Origin of the sequence: Cognatishimia activa, from assembly GCF_001458335.1 — a bacterium.
GTDB lineage: Bacteria > Pseudomonadota > Alphaproteobacteria > Rhodobacterales > Rhodobacteraceae > Cognatishimia > Cognatishimia activa.
On sequence record NZ_CYTO01000004.1, the window covers coordinates 172419 to 194493 of the forward strand.

The 22075-nt window shown below is 54.6% G+C and carries 24 protein-coding genes; 18 read left to right on the plus strand and 6 right to left on the minus strand.

The genetic code is table 11. The features are described 5' to 3' along the window. The first annotated feature begins 2 nt into the window (after positions 1-2). The 3 genes from TA5113_RS01940 to TA5113_RS01950 are packed head-to-tail and all read left to right on the plus strand — an operon-like array spanning position 3 to position 1150. Positions 3-275 carry a YciI family protein gene (locus TA5113_RS01940; protein ID WP_058313542.1) on the plus strand — a complete coding sequence of 91 codons (273 nt, stop codon included), beginning with the start codon at positions 3-5 and terminating at the stop codon, positions 273-275. Then, positions 275-694: an EVE domain-containing protein gene (locus TA5113_RS01945; RefSeq protein ID WP_058313543.1), complete on the plus strand. Its 420-nt coding sequence runs from the start codon at positions 275-277 to the stop codon at positions 692-694. The genes TA5113_RS01940 and TA5113_RS01945 overlap by 1 nt, the downstream gene beginning before the upstream one ends. A 60-nt stretch (positions 695-754) precedes the next feature. Then, positions 755-1150, plus strand: coding sequence for a DUF1761 domain-containing protein (locus TA5113_RS01950; protein WP_058313544.1), 396 nt, complete (start codon positions 755-757; stop codon positions 1148-1150). 76 nt (positions 1151-1226) lie between these two features. On the opposite strand, the gene TA5113_RS01955 is transcribed toward TA5113_RS01950, so the two are convergent. Then, positions 1227-1568: a DUF2853 family protein gene (locus TA5113_RS01955; RefSeq protein WP_058313545.1), complete on the minus strand. Its 342-nt coding sequence runs from the start codon at positions 1566-1568 to the stop codon at positions 1227-1229. 221 nt (positions 1569-1789) lie between these two features. Between TA5113_RS01955 and lysM the strand changes: the two genes are divergently transcribed. Further along, on the plus strand, positions 1790-2194 hold the full coding sequence (lysM, locus tag TA5113_RS01960; protein ID WP_058313546.1) for a peptidoglycan-binding protein LysM: 405 nt from the start codon (positions 1790-1792) through the stop codon (positions 2192-2194). A 73-nt stretch (positions 2195-2267) separates the two neighbouring features. On the opposite strand, the gene ahcY is transcribed toward lysM, so the two are convergent. Further along, positions 2268-3656 (minus strand): adenosylhomocysteinase, encoded by a 1389-nt coding sequence (ahcY, locus tag TA5113_RS01965; protein WP_058313547.1) that lies wholly within the window; start codon positions 3654-3656, stop codon positions 2268-2270. 93 nt (positions 3657-3749) lie between these two features. Beyond that, positions 3750-4064, minus strand: coding sequence for a hypothetical protein (locus TA5113_RS01970; RefSeq protein ID WP_058313548.1), 315 nt, complete (start codon positions 4062-4064; stop codon positions 3750-3752). A gap of 396 nt (positions 4065-4460) precedes the next feature. Between TA5113_RS01970 and TA5113_RS01975 the strand changes: the two genes are divergently transcribed. After that, the gene (locus tag TA5113_RS01975) at positions 4461-5048 is read left to right on the plus strand and encodes an HD domain-containing protein (protein ID WP_058313549.1); all 588 of its coding nucleotides are present in this window, start codon (positions 4461-4463) and stop codon (positions 5046-5048) included. Continuing rightward, positions 5045-5533, plus strand: a complete 489-nt coding sequence (locus TA5113_RS01980; RefSeq protein WP_058313550.1) for a GNAT family N-acetyltransferase — start codon at positions 5045-5047, stop codon at positions 5531-5533. Before TA5113_RS01975 ends, TA5113_RS01980 begins: the two co-directional genes overlap by 4 nt. 68 nt (positions 5534-5601) lie before the next feature. Here the strand turns inward: TA5113_RS01980 and TA5113_RS01985 are convergent, their stop codons facing one another. Then, positions 5602-6156 (minus strand): ActR/PrrA/RegA family redox response regulator transcription factor, encoded by a 555-nt coding sequence (locus TA5113_RS01985; RefSeq protein ID WP_058313551.1) that lies wholly within the window; start codon positions 6154-6156, stop codon positions 5602-5604. A gap of 93 nt (positions 6157-6249) precedes the next feature. Then, entirely contained in the window at positions 6250-6867 is a 618-nt protein-coding gene (locus TA5113_RS01990) for an SCO family protein (protein ID WP_058313552.1), read from the minus strand. Positions 6868-7048: 181 nt separating this feature from the next. Here TA5113_RS01990 and regB point away from each other — a divergent pair, with 181 nt between their 5' ends. From regB to TA5113_RS02040, 10 genes are all read left to right on the plus strand, one after another. After that, the gene (regB, locus tag TA5113_RS01995; protein WP_058313779.1) at positions 7049-8473 is read left to right on the plus strand and encodes a sensor histidine kinase RegB; all 1425 of its coding nucleotides are present in this window, start codon (positions 7049-7051) and stop codon (positions 8471-8473) included. Positions 8474-8552: 79 nt separating this feature from the next. Then, a complete protein-coding gene (locus TA5113_RS02000) occupies positions 8553-10001 on the plus strand; it encodes a PAS-domain containing protein (protein WP_058313553.1) in 1449 nt (482 codons plus the stop codon). A gap of 60 nt (positions 10002-10061) precedes the next feature. Beyond that, complete coding sequence (gene tsaE / locus TA5113_RS02005) at positions 10062-10523, plus strand: tRNA (adenosine(37)-N6)-threonylcarbamoyltransferase complex ATPase subunit type 1 TsaE (RefSeq protein ID WP_370736427.1); 462 nt, start codon at positions 10062-10064, stop codon at positions 10521-10523. Further along, positions 10516-11538 (plus strand): aminoglycoside phosphotransferase family protein, encoded by a 1023-nt coding sequence (locus TA5113_RS02010; protein ID WP_058313555.1) that lies wholly within the window; start codon positions 10516-10518, stop codon positions 11536-11538. The genes tsaE and TA5113_RS02010 overlap by 8 nt, the downstream gene beginning before the upstream one ends. Then, positions 11514-12209 (plus strand): nucleotidyltransferase family protein, encoded by a 696-nt coding sequence (locus TA5113_RS02015; RefSeq protein ID WP_058313556.1) that lies wholly within the window; start codon positions 11514-11516, stop codon positions 12207-12209. Before TA5113_RS02010 ends, TA5113_RS02015 begins: the two co-directional genes overlap by 25 nt. Continuing rightward, positions 12202-15138 carry a double-strand break repair protein AddB gene (addB, locus tag TA5113_RS02020; protein WP_058313557.1) on the plus strand — a complete coding sequence of 979 codons (2937 nt, stop codon included), beginning with the start codon at positions 12202-12204 and terminating at the stop codon, positions 15136-15138. Before TA5113_RS02015 ends, addB begins: the two co-directional genes overlap by 8 nt. After that, entirely contained in the window at positions 15135-18491 is a 3357-nt protein-coding gene (gene addA / locus TA5113_RS02025) for a double-strand break repair helicase AddA (protein ID WP_058313558.1), read from the plus strand. The genes addB and addA overlap by 4 nt, the downstream gene beginning before the upstream one ends. 56 nt (positions 18492-18547) lie before the next feature. Further along, positions 18548-18868 (plus strand): thioredoxin, encoded by a 321-nt coding sequence (gene trxA / locus TA5113_RS02030; RefSeq protein ID WP_058313559.1) that lies wholly within the window; start codon positions 18548-18550, stop codon positions 18866-18868. A 140-nt stretch (positions 18869-19008) separates the two neighbouring features. After that, the gene (locus TA5113_RS02035; RefSeq protein ID WP_058313560.1) at positions 19009-19356 is read left to right on the plus strand and encodes a Lin0512 family protein; all 348 of its coding nucleotides are present in this window, start codon (positions 19009-19011) and stop codon (positions 19354-19356) included. Further along, positions 19356-19724, plus strand: a complete 369-nt coding sequence (locus TA5113_RS02040; protein WP_058313561.1) for a Lin0512 family protein — start codon at positions 19356-19358, stop codon at positions 19722-19724. Before TA5113_RS02035 ends, TA5113_RS02040 begins: the two co-directional genes overlap by 1 nt. A 68-nt stretch (positions 19725-19792) precedes the next feature. On the opposite strand, the gene TA5113_RS02045 is transcribed toward TA5113_RS02040, so the two are convergent. After that, positions 19793-19984, minus strand: coding sequence for a DUF1127 domain-containing protein (locus TA5113_RS02045; RefSeq protein ID WP_058313562.1), 192 nt, complete (start codon positions 19982-19984; stop codon positions 19793-19795). A 203-nt stretch (positions 19985-20187) separates the two neighbouring features. Here TA5113_RS02045 and hslV point away from each other — a divergent pair, with 203 nt between their 5' ends. Together hslV and hslU are read left to right on the plus strand one after the other, a co-directional pair. After that, entirely contained in the window at positions 20188-20745 is a 558-nt protein-coding gene (gene hslV / locus TA5113_RS02050) for an ATP-dependent protease subunit HslV (RefSeq protein WP_058313563.1), read from the plus strand. Positions 20746-20766: 21 nt separating this feature from the next. Beyond that, complete coding sequence (gene hslU / locus TA5113_RS02055; RefSeq protein ID WP_058313564.1) at positions 20767-22074, plus strand: ATP-dependent protease ATPase subunit HslU; 1308 nt, start codon at positions 20767-20769, stop codon at positions 22072-22074. Position 22075 lies beyond the last annotated feature (1 nt).

Below are 22075 nucleotides of genomic sequence, written 5' to 3' on the forward strand. Positions count from 1 at the left end.
CCATGCGTTTCGCCCTGATTGCAAAAGACAAACCCAATGCGCTGGACGTACGACTGGCCAACCGCGACGCCCATGTGGCCTATCTAAAGTCCAGCGACGCAGTAGAAATGGCAGGCCCTTTTCTAGACGCCGATGGCAATATGTGCGGCTCACTGATTGTGTTGGAATTTGAAGATATTGCAGAGGCACAGGCTTGGGCCGCAAACGACCCATATAAAAAGGCCGACCTATTCCAATCCGTCGAAATTACCGCATGGAACAAGGTGATCGGCTGATGCGCTACTGGCTGTTCAAATCCGAGCCCAATACCTGGAGCTGGCAAAACCAGATCGATAAAGGCGATGCGGGCGAAGAATGGGACGGCGTGCGTAACTACCAAGCGCGCAATTTCATGCGCGACATGAAAATCGGCGACCGCGGTTTCTTTTATCATTCCCTGAAAGAGAAATCCGTGGTCGGCATCGTGGAAGTCATCGCCGAAGCCCACCCAGATTCCACCACCGACGACCAAAGGTGGGAATGCGTGGATATCAAGGCGGTTGAGACGGTTCCAACTCCGGTCAGTCTTGATCAGATCAAAGCGGATGAGCGCCTTGCCGATATGGTTCTGGTAAAGAACTCTCGTTTATCGGTGCAACCCGTCACCGATGCCGAGTGGCAAGTGATCTGTGCGCTAGGTGGTCTAAAAAGCTAGCCAGACAACCCATCCCATGCGCATACTCAGTCCCGGAACGTAGGTGACATGGAGTGTGACATGGGAATTCTCAACGTTTTAGCTGCCGCAGTGGCGGCTTATATTTTTGGTGCAATCTGGTACATGACGCTGGCCAAACCTTGGATGTCTGCTTCGGGTGTGGAAGTCGGAGAGGACGGACGCCCCGCGAATTCAACAGACAAAGTGCCTTATATTGTGTCTATCGTCTGTCTCGTGATTGTCGCGGGAATGATGCGGCACGTCTTCAATTTGTCGGATATCGATACCGTCGGCAAAGGGCTGGTGTCGGGGCTTGGGATTGGTCTGTTCCTCGCAACCCCTTGGATCGCGACGAACTACACCTTTGCCGGTCGTTCAAAGCAGCTGATCCTAATCGACGGCGGATACGCAACGATCGGGTGCACGGTCATCGGGACAGTACTGACGCTTTTCTAGGGTCCGCGGACAATCTCCACAAAAAAACACCCGGCGCAATCACCGGGTGTTTTTCTTTTGTCAGTCGGTTTCGAAATTAGCCGTAAATGGACTCTTTTCCGAAATGCTTCACCAGCATGTAGTAGACCACTGCGCGATATTTATTGCGCTCTGAGCGGCCATAAGTTTCGATCACTGAATTGATCGCTTCCATCAGCGCTGGGCTATCAGACAGAGCGAGCTTCTTGATCAGGAAATTGTTTTTTACGGTTTCCAATTCGGATTCTTGGGTTGCCGCAACGGTCGAGGCATCCGCATTATAAATCGCAGGACCACATCCAATGGTCACTTTTGTCAGCAGGTCCATATCCGGCTCCATGCCGCATTTATTGCGCAGGTCGTCGGCATATTGTGCGATCAGATCGTCACGTTTTCCCATAATCACTCTCCCAGTTAAAAAACAGATTGTCAGCTTCGAGCGGAACGTTACGGCTAAATGTGCCAATCACAAAGGAAAAGTTTCCAAGGTTTTTCCCCGTAGAACCAGAGCAGGCGGCGGAACAACACCGATCACCCTACTGGGAGTTTCCAAAGAGGTTTCCCCTAACTGTGATATCCGCAGACGCTAGAAAGGTCTCAGACACAAATTGGGAGAATACCATGGGACTGTTTGATTTTTTCCGCGGCGGTAAAAAAGTATCAGCTGCGGCACCAACGGCAACGGATCTGAAGAAAGAAGTCGCGGACCTTGGATTAGCGGCCGACAATGTTGAGATCGAAGTAGACGGCGACATAGTGAAAGTCAGCGGCAATGTGGATCAGGAGACCAAGGAAAAGGTGATCTTGGCCGTCGGCAATGTCGAAGGGATCTCTAAAGTCGAAGACAATCTTGGCGGCGCAGATCCTAAATTCCACACGGTAGAAAAGGGCGATAGCCTTTGGAAAGTGGCCGAAAAGGCGCTGGGTAACGGCGCGCGCTACACCGAGATCTTTGAGGCCAACAAGCCAATGCTAACCGACCCTGACAAGATCTACCCGGGCCAAGTGCTGCGCATTCCTGGCTAATCCACGATTTAGTTTTGGTAGTAACGAGTAAAAAACCCGCGCTCTGTGGCGCGGGTTTTCTTTTTTGATTTGCTTAGTAGCGGTAGTGCTCTGGCTTAAACGGCCCTTCGGGGGTCACACCAATGTAATCCGCCTGCTCTTTATCGAGCGTTGTCAGTTTGACGCCAATCCGATCCAGATGCAGGCGTGCAACCTTCTCATCCAGATGTTTAGGCAGGATGTACACATCGTTGTTATAGGTCTCACCGCGGGTCCACAGCTCAATCTGCGCCAGAACTTGGTTGGTGAAAGAGGCTGACATCACGAAAGATGGATGGCCGGTCGCGTTGCCGAGGTTTAGCAAACGACCTTCGGACAGCAGAATGATACGGCTGCCCGATGGCATCTCGATCATATCCACTTGTTCTTTGATGTTGGTCCACTTGTGGTTCTTCAGCGCCGCCACTTGGATCTCATTGTCGAAGTGGCCAATGTTGCCCACAATCGCCATGTCCTTCATCTCGCGCATATGCTCGATGCGGATCACGTCTTTGTTGCCAGTGGTGGTGATAAAGACGTCAGCAGACGCCACCTCATCTTCCAGCAATGTAACCTCAAAGCCGTCCATTGCCGCCTGAAGCGCGCAGATTGGATCAACTTCGGTGACTTTCACACGGGCACCCGCACCGCGCAGGGATGCCGCAGAGCCTTTGCCAACGTCACCGTAACCACAAACAACAGCCACTTTGCCAGCCAGCATCGTATCCGTCGCACGACGGATGCCGTCAACGAGGGACTCTTTGCAGCCGTATTTGTTGTCGAATTTTGACTTGGTCACAGAATCGTTCACGTTGATCGCTGGGAACGGCAGGTGGCCATCTTTCACCAGTTGATACAGACGGTTCACACCTGTTGTGGTTTCCTCAGACACGCCTTTGATTTGATCACGCATCTTGGTGAACCAGCCCGGCGACGCTGCCATACGTTTCGCGATTTGCGCTTTGATCACTTCTTCTTCTTCGGAAGATGGGACAGGGATAATATCTTCACCCGCTTCCGCCCGCGCACCCAGCAGGATGTAAAGCGTCGCGTCACCGCCATCGTCTAGGATCAGGTTCGGACCGTCTGCAAACAAGAACGACTTGTCCAGATAATCCCAATGCTCTTCCAGCGTCTGACCCTTGATCGCAAACACCGGAATGTCCGCCGCCGCAATCGCCGCTGCCGCGTGGTCTTGAGTGGAAAAAATGTTGCAAGACGCCCAACGCACATCTGCGCCCAGCGCCACTAGCGTTTCAATTAGAACGGCGGTTTGAATGGTCATATGGAGCGAGCCAACAATTCGCGATCCCGCCAATGGTTTGCTCTCGCCGTACTCTGCACGAAGAGCCATCAGGCCCGGCATTTCGGTTTCCGCAATATCCAGTTCTTTCCGGCCAAACTCCGCCAGAGAAATGTCTTTTACAATGTAGTCATTCGGCATCTCGCCGTGCTCCTTACCATAGGAATTTGAGGGTCAGATAGCACTGAGACCCCCATCCGACAATGGCTTGCGATGGGCGAAATGGTCTTATGTTCAGCTTTTCACGCCATCCGGAACAATTGGCACGTCGCGCTTAAAGAAGTCAGTCCCGGTCGCCACCACACATGAGATACCCTGAGGATTGGTCAGGATCACTGTGAATGTACCGGTTTTTTCAGACGCCCAGACCTCGACCATGGTCTGTACGTTTTTGCTACCCTGCAGTCCGCCCGCAGTCAGCGATTCAGAATATTTGGTTTGCAGTCGATCAACGACCTTGTCGCGCAAAGCGCAATTGTTGGCGTGGGCTGGAGGCGCTGTCGCCACCATGCCGAACAAGAGTCCGGCTGCTAAGACACGTTTGAACATCTCATTGGCTCCTTCTCATCGTTCAAAGTTCTGCTTCTGAGAGGGAGGCACGCGGGAGGACTGACCGTGCCCCCCTTTCGGTTCCAATATCGAGTGTATTCAGCGCGAATTCAAAACACCTGTGATCACGGTTTTGATGCTTTTCGCGATCTCGATATGACACCAGAATTGTTTTCTTTTTGATCAAAAGCAAGGCACATCGTTGATTTTATGAAGGTTTTATGACAAATTGAGTCTTATAAACCACAGATCCCCCTCTGTGAGCATAAAATCGAGCACGGCATTTCTCTCGTTTCTTCGGGCCAAGAATTTTGTGTGTTTCGCGCCAGACACCGTTGTATCCGAGCTTGATGTGATCGAAACTCCCGCAAAACTGAATCATAAAGGCAGAGGCTTATGGCGCGCGCGTGGCAACGCATGTTGTCTGGACGGCGGTTGGATTTATTGGATCCAACGCCAATGGACATTGAAATCGAAGATATCGCGCACGGGCTCGCGTTTGTGGCGCGCTGGAATGGTCAGACCCAGGGGGATTTTCCATATTCTGTGGCAGAACACTCCATTCTGGTCGAAGCGCTGTTTTCCAGAATGTACCCAAAAGCGCCGGTGAAATGGCGGCTAGCCGCCCTCCTGCATGACGCGCCTGAATATGTGATTGGGGATATGATTTCACCGGTAAAGGCTGCGGTTGGCCCTGACTATGGCGAGTTGGACGACCGGCTTATGGCAGCGATCCACATCCGCTTCGGCTTGCCAGCCGCACTGCCCAAAACCATCAAGTCCCAAATCAAGCGCGCAGACAAGGTCAGCGCCTATATGGAAGCCACACAAATTGCCGGGTTCTCTGAAAGCGAAGCGGCAAAGTTCTTTGGCAAACCGAAACCGGAACTCATGGACGGTTTAGAAATTTCCCTTCGCGCCCCTGTCGAAGTACGAAATGATTTTACCGCGCGCCACAACGCGCTCCTGAAAGAGCTTTCATGAACAAATTGGTGGTCCGTCCCGCAGGCAAAATGGACGCGCGCAAAATCGCCTCGTTGATGAATGAAATCATCAAGGCTGGTGGCACCACAGCCATAACGACAGAGCTGACAGCCCAGGATATTCTCGATCTCATGCAAGAAGGTCAACGTGCCGCTTGGCATGTGGCCGAAGACGAAGCTTGTGCGCTTTATGGATTGCAATGGTTTGAGGAACATCCCGATCTGCCTAAGGATGTCGCCAACATCGCAACGTTCACACGCGTCGGCAAAACGGGTCTAGGCATCGGCAGCCGGTTGTTTGAAGCCACTCTGAAATCCGCAAAGGATCTGGGGTATCAATGGATAAACGCCAATATTCGCGCAGATAATGAAGGGGGATTGATCTACTACCAGTCCCGCGGCTTTGAAAACCATAGCCGGCAAGAAAGTGTGAAACTCGCCGACGGCACCTTGGTCGACAAAGTCATCAAACGCTACCGGCTGTAGCGCCTAACCCGCTCTTCTTCTTTGAAAAAATACTCGCGCCGCAGGCAGCGCTCGACAGAGCGCTTGGTTTACCGTGGGCTGCGCTTAGCCAAAATACGCTGCAACGTCCGCCGGTGCATGTTCAAACGGCGCGCCGTTTCAGACACGTTGCGGTCACACAATTCATAGACGCGCTGGATGTGCTCCCAACGTACGCGATCTGCAGACATTGGGTTCTCAGGCGGCGGCGGCAGCTCGCTTTCCGGGGCAAGCAAAGCATTTACGATATCTTGTGCGTCAGCAGGCTTAGACAGGTAATCCGTCGCGCCAATCTTCACCGCAGCCACCGCAGTGGCTATCGCGCCATAGCCTGTCAGAACCACAACGCGGCAGTCCTCGCGTTTCTCACGTAGAATTTCAACAACGTCCAAGCCGTTACCGTCTTCAAGTCGAAGATCCACAACTGCGTATGCCGGTGGTCTAGCCGTTGCGATCGCCGATCCAGCGACCACAGAGCCGGCGGTTTCAACCTCAAAGCCACGTTTCTCCATCGCTTTCGCAAGCCGCTTCAGAAACGGTTCATCATCATCCAGCAACAAAAGAGATTTATCTGGCCCGATGTCTTTCAAATTCTGTTCAGACATATGCGTCCTTCCAAGACCGCCCAATTTATTGAGCTGATTTCATTGAGGTTTTAGCGCGCTACCTTGGGTCCGTCAAACCAAGGCGGGCTGGCTCTATGACGAATTGGCGTAGCAGGCCACCGTTTCGGCCATTTGCTCTGGGGTCGTATCGCGGCGGAAAAACTCAACAAAACCAACCTCTGGCAGCACCAAATAAGAAAAAGTCGAGTGATCCACGAGGTAATATTCGTCTTCTGCAGGCTGCCGCTTGTAATAAGTCCGGTAAGCCTTTGACGCTGCGTCCACTTGTTCGAGGGAACCGGTCAAACCAACCATGCGAGGGTGCAAATAATCTGTGAACTCAGCCAAAACCTCTGGCGTATCTCGCTCTGGATCAATCGAGATCATGACCGGCGTCGTCATGATGCCACGGTCCTCTAAAATCTCCACCGCTTCGGCGTTACGTGATAAATCGAAAGGACACACATCCGGACAGAAAGTATACCCAAAATACAAGATCGTCGGATCAGTAAACACATCCTTGTCAGTGACCAAAACGCCATCTTCTCGCACCAACTCAAAAGGCCCGCCAATCGCTCCTGCGCCACCGGCAATCGTAGAAGCACGGCATTGCGCATAGGGGTCGTCGGAACCACCTTGGCTCGCATACCAGATGCCTCCCATCAGGGCGACCATAGCCAGGGTTGATACGCCTGCAATCACTCGGATCATCGCAGCGCTCCTTCACTCAAATGCACTCTTAGACGATGTTCCGAGTCTTATGCCCGCTTCTATGATCATTCAATATCAGCGCCCTTCACGTTTGAAAGACCGCGCCAATGCACCGCAGCTGTTTGTCAAACCCGGCGCCCCGCCCTATCAATATCTAAGCACAACATGGATATGCGTCCCAATGCGTGAATTGACCGAATTGACCGCGGATATAGGCTCGGATCTCAGCCCTGAATTGATCTCTGGCGAAAGGCGCGGAAACTGGATCCGTTTGCGGACCATCACGATGGTGCGTTGGATTGCTGTTGTAGGACAATTGGCGGCTTTGCTCGTTGCCGATCAATACTACCATCTCGATTTGGCCTACGGGCTTTGCTACATGGCCGTTGGCGTCTTGGTGATTGCGAACTTAGTCGGCGCATTTGTTTTCCCTGAAAACCGGTTGCTCTCTGAGAGCGAGAACGCAGTCATGCTGCTGTTTGACTTACTGCAGCTCTGTTTCTTGTTGTTCCTGACCGGAGGCCTGAACAACCCCTTCTGCATCCTAATTGTCGGCCCCGTTACAATCTCTGCAGCCACGCTGACCATTCGGTCCACGCTGACCTTGGCCTTGGTTGCTATTGTCCTCGTGTTGCTCATACTGGAGTTCCATCTTCCGCTGCGCACTGCAGATGGCGCGATCCTGCGCATTCCAGACATTTTCCTATTGGGCAACTTGGCGGGGATCACAATCGCGATCGTATTCTCATCGATCTACTCTCGACGTGTGGTTTCAGAGATGGCCTCCATGGCCGAGGCGCTGGCCGCCACCCAGCTCGCCCTCGCCCGGGAGCAAAAATTGACGGATTTGGGCGGCGTAATTGCAGCAGCGGCACATGAGCTTGGCACTCCGCTGGCCACGATCAAACTGACCAGCGCAGAGTTGATGGAAGAACTGGACGACCGCCCTGAGCTCTATGAAGACGCAGCCCTTATTCGCGAGCAAGCCAATCGCTGTCGCGACATTCTGCAATCCATGGGCCGCGCTGGAAAAGACGACTTGCAATTGCGCCGCGCGCCGCTTTTGACGTTGATCGAAGAGGCGGCGGAACCTCATATCAACCGCGGTAAAAACCTGACCTTCTCTGAGGACATCACCCAAACTTCGCAAGGGGAAGAGCCTGTCGTTTTCCGCCAACCAGAGATTATCCACGGGCTGCGCAACCTCATCCAAAACGCAGTGGACTTTGCCCGTGAGGGCGTTTGGATAGAGAGCGACTGGACCGATGACCGCATCACGGTTCGTATCATGGATGATGGGTTGGGGTATCCACCCCATGTGATCGGTCGCCTTGGCAACCCCTTCGTGCGCACGCGCCGCACCGACGCGGAAAGACGCCAGCGCCCTGGTTATGAAGGTATGGGACTTGGACTATTTATTGCGAAAACGCTCCTTGAGCGTACCGGTGCCGAGCTCAACTTCGCAAATGGGGCTGAAAACGATGGCACTCAGAGCAATCATTTGAAAAAACGAGGTGCCATTGTGGAAGTCTCCTGGCCCCGCGACCGGATCGAGGCGCCCACAAAATCTGACTTCTCTGCCGAGAACCCTGTGAACTCCCCGTAACCGCACAGCACCCGTTGATCGCTTAACAATTTATTAACCCTGTTTGGCAAATTTGTTTCGGTCTACCGGAGGGAAAACTATGCCGAATCCAGACGTGTTGTTCGCGCTATTTGTCTCGGGCCTTACATTGCTTTTCCTATGGCAAAATGTCAGCCGCCAAAGAGGCAAGAAAAGCGAACCGTGCACGGGCGTTCCCGAGTTTCTGTTTCACAAGGGCACCCTTATTCACAGCAATGCACCTGCACTGGCATTCATTGCCGCGCATGACCAAAACGCGTCAACTTGGGTCGACCTGCGTGACATGCTTGCGCCGCGTTTTGGCGACCTTCCCAACGCGCTTCTATCCACACAAGAAACCCTGTCCTTCCGCGATCCGAATGAAAAAACCGGCGCGCGCGCGGTCATTGAACTCAATCAAGATTATGCAAGGTTGGCTTTGGTGGGGCTTGAAGATCAATCCTGCGCCAAGGCTCTCAAGGCGCACCATACGTTCCGTATCGCCGCAAGAAATGCGCCATTTCCGATTTGGAAAGTGACCAAAGATGGTGACCTTATCTGGGCCAACAAAATGTTCAAAACCAAAGGACTAGGCGCAATTCAATTGCCCAAACCCAAAAAGAATAACCAAGGTGTAATTCGCATCACGGGACCCGAAAGTCCGACCTCCAAGACCAATCACTTTGACGTTCTCAGTCAATCGGTGAAGGGTGGGGTGGTCTATTATGCCCTAGACGCAAACGCGGCGGTGACTGCGGAAGAAACACGTCAGGAATTCGTGACAGCATTGGGCAAGACCTTCGCGCAACTTTCCACAGGAATTGCTGTGTTTGATCAACGCTCCAAACTGGTGCTGTTCAACCCCGCATTGGTCGAGCTCTTTGGCTTGTCTGCCACCTTTCTGACAAATGGGCCGACACTCCAAAGCTTCTTTGACCACATGCGCAACAATCGCATGATCCCCGAACCCCGCGATTACAATACTTGGCGAGAGCAGCTTACCAACCTGATCCTCGGGGCGAGCGAGGGGCGCTACCGCGAGATATGGCAATTGCCGACGGGTGAATCCATTCGCGTCACAGGACAACCCCATCCCGATGGCGCTCTCGGTTTTCTGTTTGAGGATATCAGTGCTGAAGTTTCCATGTCCCGCCGATTTAAGAGCGACCTCACCCGCGCCTACGGAATCCTGGATGCCTTGCCTGACCCTACTTTGGCCATCAATCAAAATGGCGTCGTGTTCTTTGCAAATGAAGCCTTTAAATCCCAATGGAAGGCGGACCCCGAAAGCAGCTTCGCGGACTTTACCATTGCGGATTTATTAGAGGTGCTATCCTCCAAACTGCCCCAAAAGCTCATTGGCGAAATTGAAAGGGCACTGACGAAACCAGACCAAAAGAAAGGGGCGCGCATTAGGCAGTTGGGCTGGGACATCCATATCAACCGCACGAGCGAGCAGGTCATCGTTTTAAAGCTTGTCCAGCACCAAACGAGCGCGCAACCGCAAGCGCATAAAAAGAGCGTCGCCTAAGCGCTTCTTTCTTGCAGGCGGCGCAATGGATTGTATCCTCGGCCCATGCAAAAGGCGCGCTTGAACTCACTTCTTAAATCTCCGGAAGACACCGCAGATCTGGCCGCGCAATTGGCATCTGTTTTGCAACCCGGTGATACGATCCTGCTCAGCGGAGATATCGGCGCTGGCAAAACCCATCTGGCGCGCAACCTCATCCAGAATTGCCTCGGGTATTTGGAAGACGTGCCCTCCCCTACATTTACTTTGGTACAGACTTACGACGGCCCTCAGTGCGAGATTTGGCACTCCGATCTTTACCGACTTAGCAGCCCAGAAGAAGTGATCGAGCTAGGTTTGATTGACGCGTTTGAAGACAGCATTTGTCTGGTTGAATGGCCTGATCGTTTAGAAGAACTTCTCCCGAAGCACGCCCTCTCAATTGAGCTTTCGATGACGGAAGAAACCGGCCACCGAAACTTCAAAGCGGAATGGTCCCATGCAAAATGGAACGACAAACTGAAAGGCATCAAGTTTGACTGATCGCGAGACCGCCATTCAAGGCTTCTTGCAGGCCTCAGGTTTTGGGAATGCCCAGCGCAAAAACCTTGCCGGGGACGCCTCTAACCGGCGCTACGAAAGGTTGCATTTGGAAGACGGGACCACCCACGTTCTCATGGATGCACCGCCCGAAAAAGGCGAAGACATTCGCCCCTTTGTGACCATCGCGCGGCATCTCCGACATACCGGCCTTTCTGCACCTGAAATCATCGCCGAAGATGCTCAGCAAGGCTTCCTCATTCTGGAAGATCTTGGGGATGATCTTTTTGCACGGGTGGTTGCGGCCGCTCCTAATAAGGAAGAGACGCTCTATGCAGCTGCGATCGACGTCTTGGTAGACCTGCACCAAGCGCCACTTCCCGAACACCTTGCCCCATATAGCCCGAAAGTCATGGCCGAAATGGCTGCCCACGCATGGCGTTGGTACCGCCGAGGATGCGGTTTGGATTTTGAGGACCAAGCCCGTGCATTTGAAGAGATTTTCGAAGCAATCCTGGCGGAAACCGTCCCAGAAACCGACGTGCTTATCCAGCGGGACTACCACGCTGAAAACCTACTTTGGCTACCTGAAAGAGCCGGCATTGCGCAGGTCGGTCTCCTAGATTTCCAAGATGCTATGGCGGGTCACCGCGCCTACGATCTGGTCTCCCTGCTTCAAGATGCGCGCCGGGATGTGCCCCCTGCCCTGGAAACCAACATGATCGCGCGCTATTGCGCTGAGGCCAACATTGAACCAGCTGCCTTTGATCGCGCCTATCACTTGCTCGGCCTACAGCGAAACTTGCGCATCCTCGGTGTCTTTGCCCGGCTCTCCATGCATTTCGGAAAAGCCCATTACGTGGATTTCATCCCGCGCGTTTGGGGTTTCATCGAAAGAGACCTCGCCCATCCCGTTGCCGATCCTATCCGGGACACCATTACATCCGAGATCCCCGCCCCAACCCCTGAAATCCTGAAAAACCTGAGAGATCAATGCGGCACCGTCCCAACGCTTTAATGCTCTTCGCCGCTGGTTTCGGTACACGCATGGGCGCGCTCACAGCGAACCAGCCAAAACCGCTGATCAAAGTGGCAGGCAAAACGCTGATCGATCACACCTTGGATCTGGCGCAACCTTGCGGGTTCGAAACGACCGTTGCGAACCTCCACTACAAACCAGAAATGCTGGAGGCGCATCTTTCGGGTACTAACGTCCAAACACTTCGCGAGGAACCGGACATTCTTGAAACCGGCGGAGGCCTCAGAAACGCTCTGCCTTTGCTAGGTGATCGACCAGTTGTCACCTCAAACACCGACGCCATTTGGCAGGGGCCCAACCCCTTCGAGCAGGCTTTGGAAGCGTGGGATCCGGAAAAAATGGACGCGCTTCTGGTGTGCACCCCCCTCCCCCAATGCGTCGGCCACACCGGCGCCGGTGACTTTAAAATTGATGATGATGGACGCCTCACGCGAGGCACCGGAGACGTGGTCTATGGTGGCATCCAAGTGCTCAAAACCACAGGGCTGCATGATATTGAAGATGACGTCTTTTCCTTAAACGTGCTTTGGAACCAAATGCTAGAAGAAGGTCGCCTATACGGTGTGAAATACCCCGGCCAATGGTGCGATGTCGGCCGACCAGACGGTATAGAACTGGCGGAGACCATGTTAGAGAACGCCAATGTTTAGCCCAAAGCAAAATCCGCGCGTTTATGGCGTCGCACCGGGCATCGATTTTCCGCAGGCGCTTTGGCATGGCGTCTTAAGCCGCATGCAGGGTCAGCCCCCCGAAGCCATGGCGCGGGTCCAGATTATCGTGAACACACAACGGATGGCGCGGCGTTTGCGCAGCATCGCGGATCGCGGTCCTGCCACGCTCATGCCACGCATCGACTTGCTGACCCATGTGGGCAAAGACTTAGCCCATAAAGAAATCCCGGCCGCTGTGAACCCGCTGCGGCGACGGTTTGAATTGATCCAGCTGATCGCGCGCCTTCTAGAACAACAACCAGACCTCGCCCCGCGCGCCTCTCTCTATGATCTCGCAGATAGCCTTGCGGGACTTATGGATGAAATGAGCGGCGAAGGTGTGTCCGCCGACACAATTGAAAAGCTGGATGTGACAGATCAATCGGGCCATTGGGAGCGGGCCCAAGCGTTTTTCGGCATCGCGCGGCAGTTCCTGTCTACCGTCGATGACGCCCCGGATTCTGAAACACGCCAACGTATGATCATCCAACGATTGGCGGATCATTGGGCAGATAATCCACCCGAACACCCGGTGATCCTAGCAGGTTCCACCGGATCGCGCGGCACCACGATGCTGTTGATGCAAGCGGTTGCCAAACTGCCCCAAGGTGCGTTGGTTCTCCCAGGCTTTGACTTTGATACGCCACCAAGCGTTTGGAGCGCCCTGTCTGATGCGCTTACCGCTGAGGATCATCCGCAATATCGCTTTGCCAAGGTTCTGTCCGAGCTGGGTCTTACTGCCGATGAGGTCCAAGATTGGTCGCCAGAGGCCATCGCCCCCTGCCCCGAACGCAACAAACTGATCTCGCTTGCCCTGCGCCCTGCCCCGGTCACCGATCAATGGCGTCGCGAAGGCCCCGACCTCACCGGCCTCGATCTCGCGACCCAAAACGTCACTTTGCTCGAAGCCCCGTCAATGCGAGAAGAAGCGCTCGCTATCGCCATGCGCTTGCGCCAAGCAGCAGAAGACGGCCAAACCGCAGCTTTGATCACGCCCGACCGGATGCTGACTCGACAGGTTACCGCGGCGCTGGACCGGTGGGACATCCTACCCGACGATTCCGCAGGCACACCTTTGCAGCTGTCGCCCCCTGGTCGGTTCCTTCGTCATGTGGGCGCGTTGATGTTTCGGCCATTGACCTCAGAGTCCCTGCTCACCCTGCTCAAACACCCGCTGACCCATTCAGGCGAAGAGCGTAACAACCACCTACGCTTCACCCGCGAACTGGAACTCTATATTCGCCGCAAAGGCATAACGTTCCCAGACCCAGAGGTGCTTGCCGCATGGAGCAAAACCATCGACGGGGCGGAAAGCTGGGGAGACTGGGTTGTAAGGTGCTTCTGCAACCAAGAAACACCCGGTTCGCTTGATTTTGAAGACCATCTGAGCACCCATCTCGCACGCGCCGAGTTAATTGCACGTGGTTCTGTATCCGACGCTGGAACCGGCGGCCTTTGGGACGAAAAAGCGGGACGAGACGCGGTTAAAACAGTCTCTAACTTGCAGGAAAACGCTCAATATGCCGGAGAGCTCACCGCCGCGGCCTATATGGATCTTTTTGGTGCGGTACTGTCTCAGGGCGAAGTCCGTGACCGCGATGCACCGCATCCAAACATCCTGATTTGGGGCACATTGGAAGCGCGTGTTCAGGGCGCGGATTTAACCATACTAGGAGGCTTGAATGAGGGCAGCTGGCCCGAAAATGCCAAGCCTGACCCGTGGCTCAATCGCAAAATGCGCCATGACGCCGGATTGCTGCTGCCCGAGCGGCGCATCGGCCTATCTGCCCACGATTTCCAGCAAGCGGTTGGGGCCAAGGAAGTCTGGCTCACCCGATCAATCCGGTCTGACGACGCTGAAACCGTCCCATCACGCTGGATCAACCGGTTGGTCAACTTGCTAGAAGGCCTACCGCAACAAAATGGGCCAGAAGTGCTCGACGATATGCGCGAGCGGGGCGGCCATTGGTTGGGCATGGTCCAAGTCTTAGAAGAGGTTGCGCCCGTCCCCGCCGCCAAAAGACCTTCGCCAAAACCGCCAGTCGCCTCTCGACCGACCCGGCTATCTGTCACCGAGATCAAAAAGCTGATCCGCGACCCCTATGCCATTTATGCCCGCCATACACTGCGTTTAAGGCCGATGGATCCGCTGATGCGCACGCCGGATGCGTTGTTGCGGGGCATTGTCATCCACGAAGTTCTGGAACAGTTCATCAAAGACGTCTCTAAAGACCGAACGCGGCTCACGCCGGAGCATCTTCTTGAATTAGCAGAGACTGTTCTGGCCAAAAACGTCCCATGGCCGACCGCACGAAACCTTTGGAAAGCGCGGATCGAACGCATCGCGAACCAATTTATCGCCGATGAAGGGGCCCGCCAAAACCGGGGCAAACCTGTGGGTTTTGAAACCAAAGCCAAGACCGACATTGCAAACCTTGGTTTCACGCTGACTGGTACCGCAGACCGGATCGACCGTACATCGACAGGTGATCTGGTGATCTACGATTACAAAACCGGCGCGCCGCCCACTCAAGCGGAGCAAAGGTATTTTGACAAACAGCTGTTGCTCGAAGCGGCCATGGCAGAAAAAGGCGGCTTTATGGATATCGAGCCGGCTGAAGTACTCGAGGCGATCTATATCGGCCTGTCCAATTCCCCAAAGACTGTCGCCGCCCCGCTGATTGAAATGCCAACCGCCCAGGTCTGGGCGGAATTTGAACAACTGATCGCCCGCTATCTGGATGCCGACCAAGGTTTCACCTCACGCCGCGCCCTGCGCAAAGACACCGATTACAGCGATTACGACCAACTCGCCCGATTTGGCGAATGGGACGTGACCGATGAACCCACGTCGGAGACTTTGTCATGAAGCGCAATGACGCCACCGAACGCCAAGTCCAAGCGGCGCGGCCCGACGCCTCCACCTGGCTCTCCGCCAACGCGGGATCGGGTAAAACGCGCGTGCTGACAGACCGTGTTGCGCGGCTATTGCTTGAAGGCGTCCAGCCACAGCACATACTGTGTCTGACCTACACAAAAGCGGCAGCATCCGAGATGCAGAACCGGCTTTTCAAACGGCTTGGGTCCTGGGCGATGCGCGATGATGCGGCGCTCAAAGCTGAACTGCTTGAACTCGGCGTAGAAGGCGCGATTGATACGGAACGGCTGAATGGCGCACGCACCCTCTTTGCCCGCGCCATTGAAACGCCCGGCGGTTTGAAAATCCAAACCATCCACTCTTTCTGCTCGTCTTTGTTGCGACGTTTTCCGCTGGAAGCAGGGGTCAGCCCGCTGTTCAAAGAAATGGAAGACCGCGCGGCAACCTTGTTGCGGGAAGAAATCGTCGATGACATGGCAGAAGGCGAAGATTCCGCTCTGATCAGCGATCTGGCGCGTCATTTCACCGGCGACAGCTTTGAAAACCTAACCGCCGACATTGTCCGCGCGGCAGAAAGCTACAGCCAACCAGTTTCGTCTGAGCGGCTTTACGATGTCTTGGAACTCAAGCCTGAGACAACGGAAGAGACGATCCGACAATCGGTGTTTTTGGGCGATGAATCGGATTTGGTTACCCGCTTGATCGAGGTGCTGAAAACCGGTGGGGCCAATGACAACAAAGCAGCCGTCAAACTCGCTGCATTGCCCTCAATCGGGTTTGAATCCCTTGCCGATCTAGAGGGTATTTTCCTGACCGGCGAAAAGACAAAACAGCCATTTTCCGCCAAAATAGGGTCTTTTCCGACCAAGAAGCTGCAAACCGAGCACCCAGATCTGATCGCGCGCGTCGACAAATTTATGATGCGTGTCGAAGACGCCCGCAAAACCCGGCTTGCGCTGGCAAATGCCCGGCGCAGCCTGGTGCTGTGGCGTTTTGCGAACCGATTTTTGGAACATTACCAAGCGCAGAAACAAAAACTTGGCTGGCTCGACTTTGACGACCTGATTTTGCGCGCTCGTAACCTTTTATCTGACCCCGCCGTGGCGCAATGGGTGCTTTACCGGCTGGACGGAGGTATTGACCATATCCTTGTGGACGAAGCCCAAGACACAAGCCCTGTGCAATGGCAGGTGATCGAACGTTTGGCGCAAGAATTCACGTCGGGGACCGGCGCGCGGGATGACACGCGGCGCACCATCTTTGTGGTCGGGGACAAGAAACAGTCGATCTATAGCTTCCAAGGGGCCGACCCAGCGGAATTTGACCGCATGCGGGCGGATTTTGGTGAACGTCTAAAGGGTTCAGAAACGCCGCTTCAAAACCTCGAACTAGAGTATTCTTTTCGCTCCTCAAACGCAGTGCTTCGGGTGGTGGACGCCTGTTTTGACGTCGCGCCGGACACGGATTTCGAAAAGCACATCGCCTTTAACGGCGAATTACCGGGGCGGGTGGATTTGTGGCCCGTGGTGGAAAAGGCCGAAAGCCCAGAAGAGGGCGATTGGTATGATCCGGTCGATCGCCTGAGTGACACACATCACACCGTCCAACTCGCCCATAACATCGCTTGGGAAATCAAGCGCATGATCCGTGAAAAGGTGACTATTCCCGCTAAAAAAGGCGACGATGGCATTTATAGCCAACGCCCGGTGCGCGCTGGGGATTTCCTGATCCTTGTGCAAAGACGATCGGATTTGTTCCAGGAAATCATCCGCGCGTGCAAGGTCGCCAAACTGCCCATCGCCGGTGCTGACCGCCTCAAGGTCGGTGCCGAAATGGCGGTGAAAGACCTTGAAGCGCTGTTGAAATTCCTTGGCACGCCAGAAGACAGCCTGTCTTTGGCAACGGTCCTGCGTTCCCCGCTGCTAGGCTGGAGCGAACAACAGCTGTTTGACCTCGCCCACCGCCGCACGACGCCATTCCTGTGGCAAGCGCTGCGGGATCGCGGGGATGAATTCCCGGAAGCCATGGCGTTTCTGTCTGATCTTATGGGTAAAACCGACTTTTTACGCCCCTATGATTTGATCGAGCGCATCCTGACACGCCATTCTGGGCGGCAAAAACTGCTCGCACGGCTGGGCAATGAGGCTGAAGACGGGATCAACGCATTGCTGTCCCAAGCCTTGGCCTATGAACGCAGCGCCGTGCCCAGTCTGACGGGCTTCCTTGTCTGGATGGAAACCGACGATCTGGAAATCAAACGCCAGATGGACAGTGCCAGCGACCAGATCCGCGTGATGACGGTGCATGGTTCAAAAGGCCTTGAAGCGCCGATTGTGATTATGCCGGACACAGGCAAACGCTTGATCCGCATGACCGATCAGATTGTCCATCAAGACGGGGTCGCGCTTTGGAACACATCTGGGGCAGGGGCGCCTGATGCGGTGCGTACCGCGCGAGATGCAAAAATTGCTTCCCAACGCGAGGAACGCATGCGTTTGCTCTACGTGGCCATGACCCGCGCAGAGAAATGGCTGATTGTCGCTGCAGCGGGGGATTTAGAAAAATCCGGCGACACTTGGTATCAAACCGTTGAGGCGGGCATGACCCATGTGGGTGCGACAGCTTTTGGCTTCGCAGACGGGCAGGGGCTCCGTTACGAGCATGGCGACTGGAATGGGCCGGTTCAAAACGCACCGGCTGCGAGCGACGCCCAAAAGCCAACGCTGCCTGATCTTTACAAAGCGCCAGCCCCGGCGGTCACGCAGCGTGCAGAAGCGCTCAGCCCTTCCGACCTTGGAGGCGCGAAAGCGTTACCCGGGGACACTGGACTTGAGGAAGAAGCCGCCAAAAAACGCGGGCGGCAAATCCACCTATTGCTAGAACATCTGGCCAATGAACCAGAACAGCGCTGGTCAGAACTCGCGCCGCGCATTCTACGGAACGCGGGGGAAGGAGATGCGGGTTGGCAACACCTTCTGGAAGAGGCTGCGCGGGTATTGAAAGCTTCGGATTTGAAACCCCTCTTCTCAGAGAACTCTCTGGCCGAAGTTTCCCTAACCGCTGATTTGGGCAACCAGAAGCTCCACGGAACAATCGACCGGCTTATCGTGGAAGACGACCGCGTGATCGCTGTGGATTTTAAAACAAATGCCGTTGTACCCGAATCCGCAAGCCAAACACCTGAAGGGCTTTTGCGACAAATGGGGGCCTATGCCCACGCGCTTGAACAGATCTACAAGAACAAAGACATTGAATGCGCACTGCTTTGGACAAAAACAGCCCAATTGATGCCGCTTCCAAGAACGCTGATCACCAAAGCTCTCACAAACGCGTGTTCACCTTGACGCCCCCCATGGGCGTACATAGGTTCAGTGCCGACCCAATTTTTTAGGAGACGAACATGGCAACTGTCGCTGTCACCGATTCCACCTTTGACGCAGAAGTCAAAAATTCCGATATCCCAGTTGTCGTAGACTTCTGGGCAGAATGGTGTGGCCCATGCCGCCAGATCGGCCCGGCTCTCGAAGAGCTGTCCGCGGATTACGAAGGCAAAGTCAAAGTTGTAAAAGTAGACGTGGATAGCAACCCGAACTCTGCCGCAGCCATGGGCGTGCGCGGTATTCCGGCGCTGTTCATCTTCAAGGACGGGCAAGTGGTATCAAACCGCGCCGGCGCAGCACCAAAAGCAGCGCTGCAAAGCTGGATCGAAGAATCCATCTAAGCGCGGGTTAAGCCCCAACGCATTGAAAGGCGTCCCTCAATGGGGCGCCTTTTTCTTTGGCCCTATGAAAATGCCTGCGTGGACCTCTTTTCTTTCGCCAGTCCTTTGCCCAAGGTGATCGCAAAGAAAAGGGAACCCTAATGTCCAAAAAACGCGTGTTGGTGGAATTCGGGATGGGCACATCCTTGCGCCGCCAAGATTACACCGAAGCCGCAAGCCGCGCCCTAAAGGATGCGCTTTGGCACAACTCGATCAATATGGCGGAACTGTTTGGCTTTGATAAAGCCGACATGATCATCGACGCCAAAATCGGCTGTGCGAAACCTGATCAGGTAGATGTGGATGAGCTGAAGAAAATCTTTCCCTACGGTCAGCCGACGATCTCTGTGGAAGAGGGTGGTTTGGATATCGACGCACCCCATCGCGATGGCCACACCGTGATCGCCAATGCCGCAATCATTGTGTCCTTTGATATGGAGCCAGCCTGATGGAAAAGAAACGCATCATCTTGGAAATGGGCATGGGCAACGACCTCTACGGAGGGGACTACACCAAGGCCGCCAAACGCGCTGTGCAAGACGCGCTACATCACTCTTCGATCACGTTGTTTTCCGAGCTTGATATCGACCACAAAGACATGCGCGTGAAAGTCACGATTGGCGTCGCAAAGCCTGAAGAAGTGGATTGCGATGCGGTTTGCGAAACGCTTCCGCGCGGAGTTGCTGAGGTCACTGCGACCAAAGGCGGCTTGGACGTCTATGACGACGAAAAAGGCAGCCACCATGTGGTTGCGACTGCCGCGATTGAGGCCTTCGTCCCAGACCAAACCGGCAAGTGGAAGCTGTCGCAAAGCTAAAAATAAGAAGCCGCCCCAATGCGATTAGGGCGGCTTTCTATCGGTGGAGCGTAACGCTTAAAGACGCGTCAGACGAGGTCTTTGCGTGTCAGCCCAACGTCTTCCAGCTGCTCGTCTGAAAGTTGCAGCAACATTTCGCGAGTTTTGTGTTTTTGGTACCAGCTCACGAAAGCTGAAAAAATTTCTGAAACCAACGAATACTCACGGAGAGTGTTGACTGCTCCGAAAGGCGCTGGTGCGGCGATTGCAATAGATGCCATTGATCTTGTCCTTTACTTGTCAGCCGACCCATTGTCGGTTGCAAGGCCTAGATATTGCGCGAAAATGAGTCTCACAAATGCCGTTCGGATATGCCCGCATTGCGCGCTGTGCATAGCTTTTAGGCAGTTTGAAAACTCTTCGTTAAACTTGCGTCCAACGGTTCACCGTCCCATATACAAGGGACGTTAAAACGGAGACCCAAATGGCGGACGACACATTTCCTGGCTGGCACGGCACAACAATCATTGGCGTCAAAAAAGGCGACGAGGTTGTCATTGCGGGCGACGGGCAGGTGAGCCTTGGCCAAACCGTGATCAAAGGCAGCGCGCGTAAGGTACGGCGCCTGAAACCCGGCGGCCACGAGGTTGTCGCGGGATTTGCAGGCTCTACAGCGGATGCGTTTACACTGCTGGAACGTCTTGAGGTCAAACTCGAGGCGACGCCCGGCCAATTGGCGCGGGCCTCAGTCGAGCTCGCCAAAGACTGGCGCACGGACAAATACCTGCAAAAGCTGGAGGCGATGTTGATCGTGACAGATGGCAAGGACATCTTTGTCATCACGGGTGCCGGCGATGTTCTGGAGCCGGAACATGATGTGACCGCCATTGGATCGGGCGGCAACTTCGCATTGGCCGCCGCGCGCGGCATGATGGACAGCGACAAAGACGCCGAAACCATCGCACGTGACGCTATGGCGATTGCCGCAGACATCTGCGTCTACACAAATGGCCGCCTGACCGTGGAAAAGATTTCGGGCTAACCCGAAGACATAGGAATTTAGATGACTGACTTAACCCCACGCGAAATCGTTTCCGAACTCGACCGTTTCATCATCGGCCAAAAAGACGCCAAGCGCGCCGTTGCCGTCGCCCTGCGCAACCGCTGGCGGCGCAAGCAGCTGTCTGATGATTTGCGGGACGAGGTTTACCCAAAGAACATCCTTATGATCGGCCCTACAGGAGTGGGCAAAACCGAAATCTCCCGCCGTCTGGCAAAGCTCGCCAAAGCGCCGTTTATCAAGGTTGAAGCCACGAAGTTCACCGAGGTGGGCTATGTGGGCCGCGACGTGGAACAGATCGTTCGTGATCTTGTGGACGCGGCCATCATGCAGACCCGCGAATACATGCGTGAAGACGTGAAGGCCAATGCACAACACGCGGCTGAAGAACGGGTGATCACAGCGATTGCCGGTGAAGATGCGCGTGAAGGAACGCGCGAAATGTTCCGCAAGAAACTCCATGCAGGTGAGCTTGATGACACGGAAATCGAGCTAGAAGTGTCCGACACTTCCAACCCAATGCCGATGTTTGACATTCCGGGTCAACCCGGCGGTCAGATGGGCATGATGAACTTGGGCGATATCTTCGGCAAAGCCCTCGGTGGGCGAACAACCAAGAAACGCCTGACCGTTGCTGAAAGCTACGATGTGCTGATTGGCGAAGAAGCGGACAAACTGTTGGACGATGAAACCGTGACCAAGGCTGCATTGGAAGCGGTCGAACAAAACGGCATCGTCTTTTTGGATGAGATCGACAAGGTCTGTGCCCGCTCTGATGCGCGCGGCGGAGATGTGTCTCGCGAAGGCGTACAACGCGACCTGTTGCCTTTGATCGAAGGGACCACTGTTTCCACCAAACATGGCCCTGTGAAAACAGATCATATCCTCTTCATCGCATCTGGCGCGTTCCATATCGCAAAGCCATCTGATCTCTTGCCAGAACTTCAAGGCCGTTTGCCGATCCGCGTGGAACTGCGCGCTCTGACCGAAGAAGACTTTGTGCGCATTTTGACGGAAACCGACAATGCGCTGACCCTTCAATATTCTGCATTGATGGCCACTGAAGAAGTCACCGTGACCTTCACCGATGATGGCATCGCAGCGCTTGCTAAGATTGCCGCCGAAGTGAACCAGTCAGTCGAAAATATCGGCGCGCGACGGCTCTACACAGTGATCGAGCGTGTGTTCGAAGACCTCAGCTTCACGGCGCCTGACCAAGCGGGCACTGACATCTCAGTCGACGCCGCTTTTGTCGAAAAACACTTGGGCGAATTGTCCAAATCCACGGATGTGTCGCGCTACGTTCTGTAAG

Coding starts and splice junctions, on each gene's coding strand:
- lysM (WP_058313546.1), top strand. CDS start 1,790: ATGGGACTGTTTGATTTTTTCCGCGGCGGTAAAAAAGTATCAGCTGCG.
- TA5113_RS02045 (WP_058313562.1), bottom strand. CDS start 19,984: ATGGCATCTATTGCAATCGCCGCACCAGCGCCTTTCGGAGCAGTCAAC.
- TA5113_RS01940 (WP_058313542.1), top strand. CDS start 3: ATGCGTTTCGCCCTGATTGCAAAAGACAAACCCAATGCGCTGGACGTA.
- TA5113_RS02035 (WP_058313560.1), top strand. CDS start 19,009: ATGTCCAAAAAACGCGTGTTGGTGGAATTCGGGATGGGCACATCCTTG.
- TA5113_RS01975 (WP_058313549.1), top strand. CDS start 4,461: ATGGCGCGCGCGTGGCAACGCATGTTGTCTGGACGGCGGTTGGATTTA.
- TA5113_RS01950 (WP_058313544.1), top strand. CDS start 755: ATGGGAATTCTCAACGTTTTAGCTGCCGCAGTGGCGGCTTATATTTTT.
- TA5113_RS01945 (WP_058313543.1), top strand. CDS start 275: ATGCGCTACTGGCTGTTCAAATCCGAGCCCAATACCTGGAGCTGGCAA.
- addB (WP_058313557.1), top strand. CDS start 12,202: ATGTTTAGCCCAAAGCAAAATCCGCGCGTTTATGGCGTCGCACCGGGC.
- ahcY (WP_058313547.1), bottom strand. CDS start 3,656: ATGCCGAATGACTACATTGTAAAAGACATTTCTCTGGCGGAGTTTGGC.
- trxA (WP_058313559.1), top strand. CDS start 18,548: ATGGCAACTGTCGCTGTCACCGATTCCACCTTTGACGCAGAAGTCAAA.
- TA5113_RS02000 (WP_058313553.1), top strand. CDS start 8,553: ATGCCGAATCCAGACGTGTTGTTCGCGCTATTTGTCTCGGGCCTTACA.
- TA5113_RS02015 (WP_058313556.1), top strand. CDS start 11,514: ATGCGGCACCGTCCCAACGCTTTAATGCTCTTCGCCGCTGGTTTCGGT.
- TA5113_RS01955 (WP_058313545.1), bottom strand. CDS start 1,568: ATGGGAAAACGTGACGATCTGATCGCACAATATGCCGACGACCTGCGC.
- hslU (WP_058313564.1), top strand. CDS start 20,767: ATGACTGACTTAACCCCACGCGAAATCGTTTCCGAACTCGACCGTTTC.
- TA5113_RS01990 (WP_058313552.1), bottom strand. CDS start 6,867: ATGATCCGAGTGATTGCAGGCGTATCAACCCTGGCTATGGTCGCCCTG.
- TA5113_RS01985 (WP_058313551.1), bottom strand. CDS start 6,156: ATGTCTGAACAGAATTTGAAAGACATCGGGCCAGATAAATCTCTTTTG.
- TA5113_RS01980 (WP_058313550.1), top strand. CDS start 5,045: ATGAACAAATTGGTGGTCCGTCCCGCAGGCAAAATGGACGCGCGCAAA.
- hslV (WP_058313563.1), top strand. CDS start 20,188: ATGGCGGACGACACATTTCCTGGCTGGCACGGCACAACAATCATTGGC.
- addA (WP_058313558.1), top strand. CDS start 15,135: ATGAAGCGCAATGACGCCACCGAACGCCAAGTCCAAGCGGCGCGGCCC.
- regB (WP_058313779.1), top strand. CDS start 7,049: ATGCGTGAATTGACCGAATTGACCGCGGATATAGGCTCGGATCTCAGC.
- TA5113_RS02040 (WP_058313561.1), top strand. CDS start 19,356: ATGGAAAAGAAACGCATCATCTTGGAAATGGGCATGGGCAACGACCTC.
- TA5113_RS01970 (WP_058313548.1), bottom strand. CDS start 4,064: ATGTTCAAACGTGTCTTAGCAGCCGGACTCTTGTTCGGCATGGTGGCG.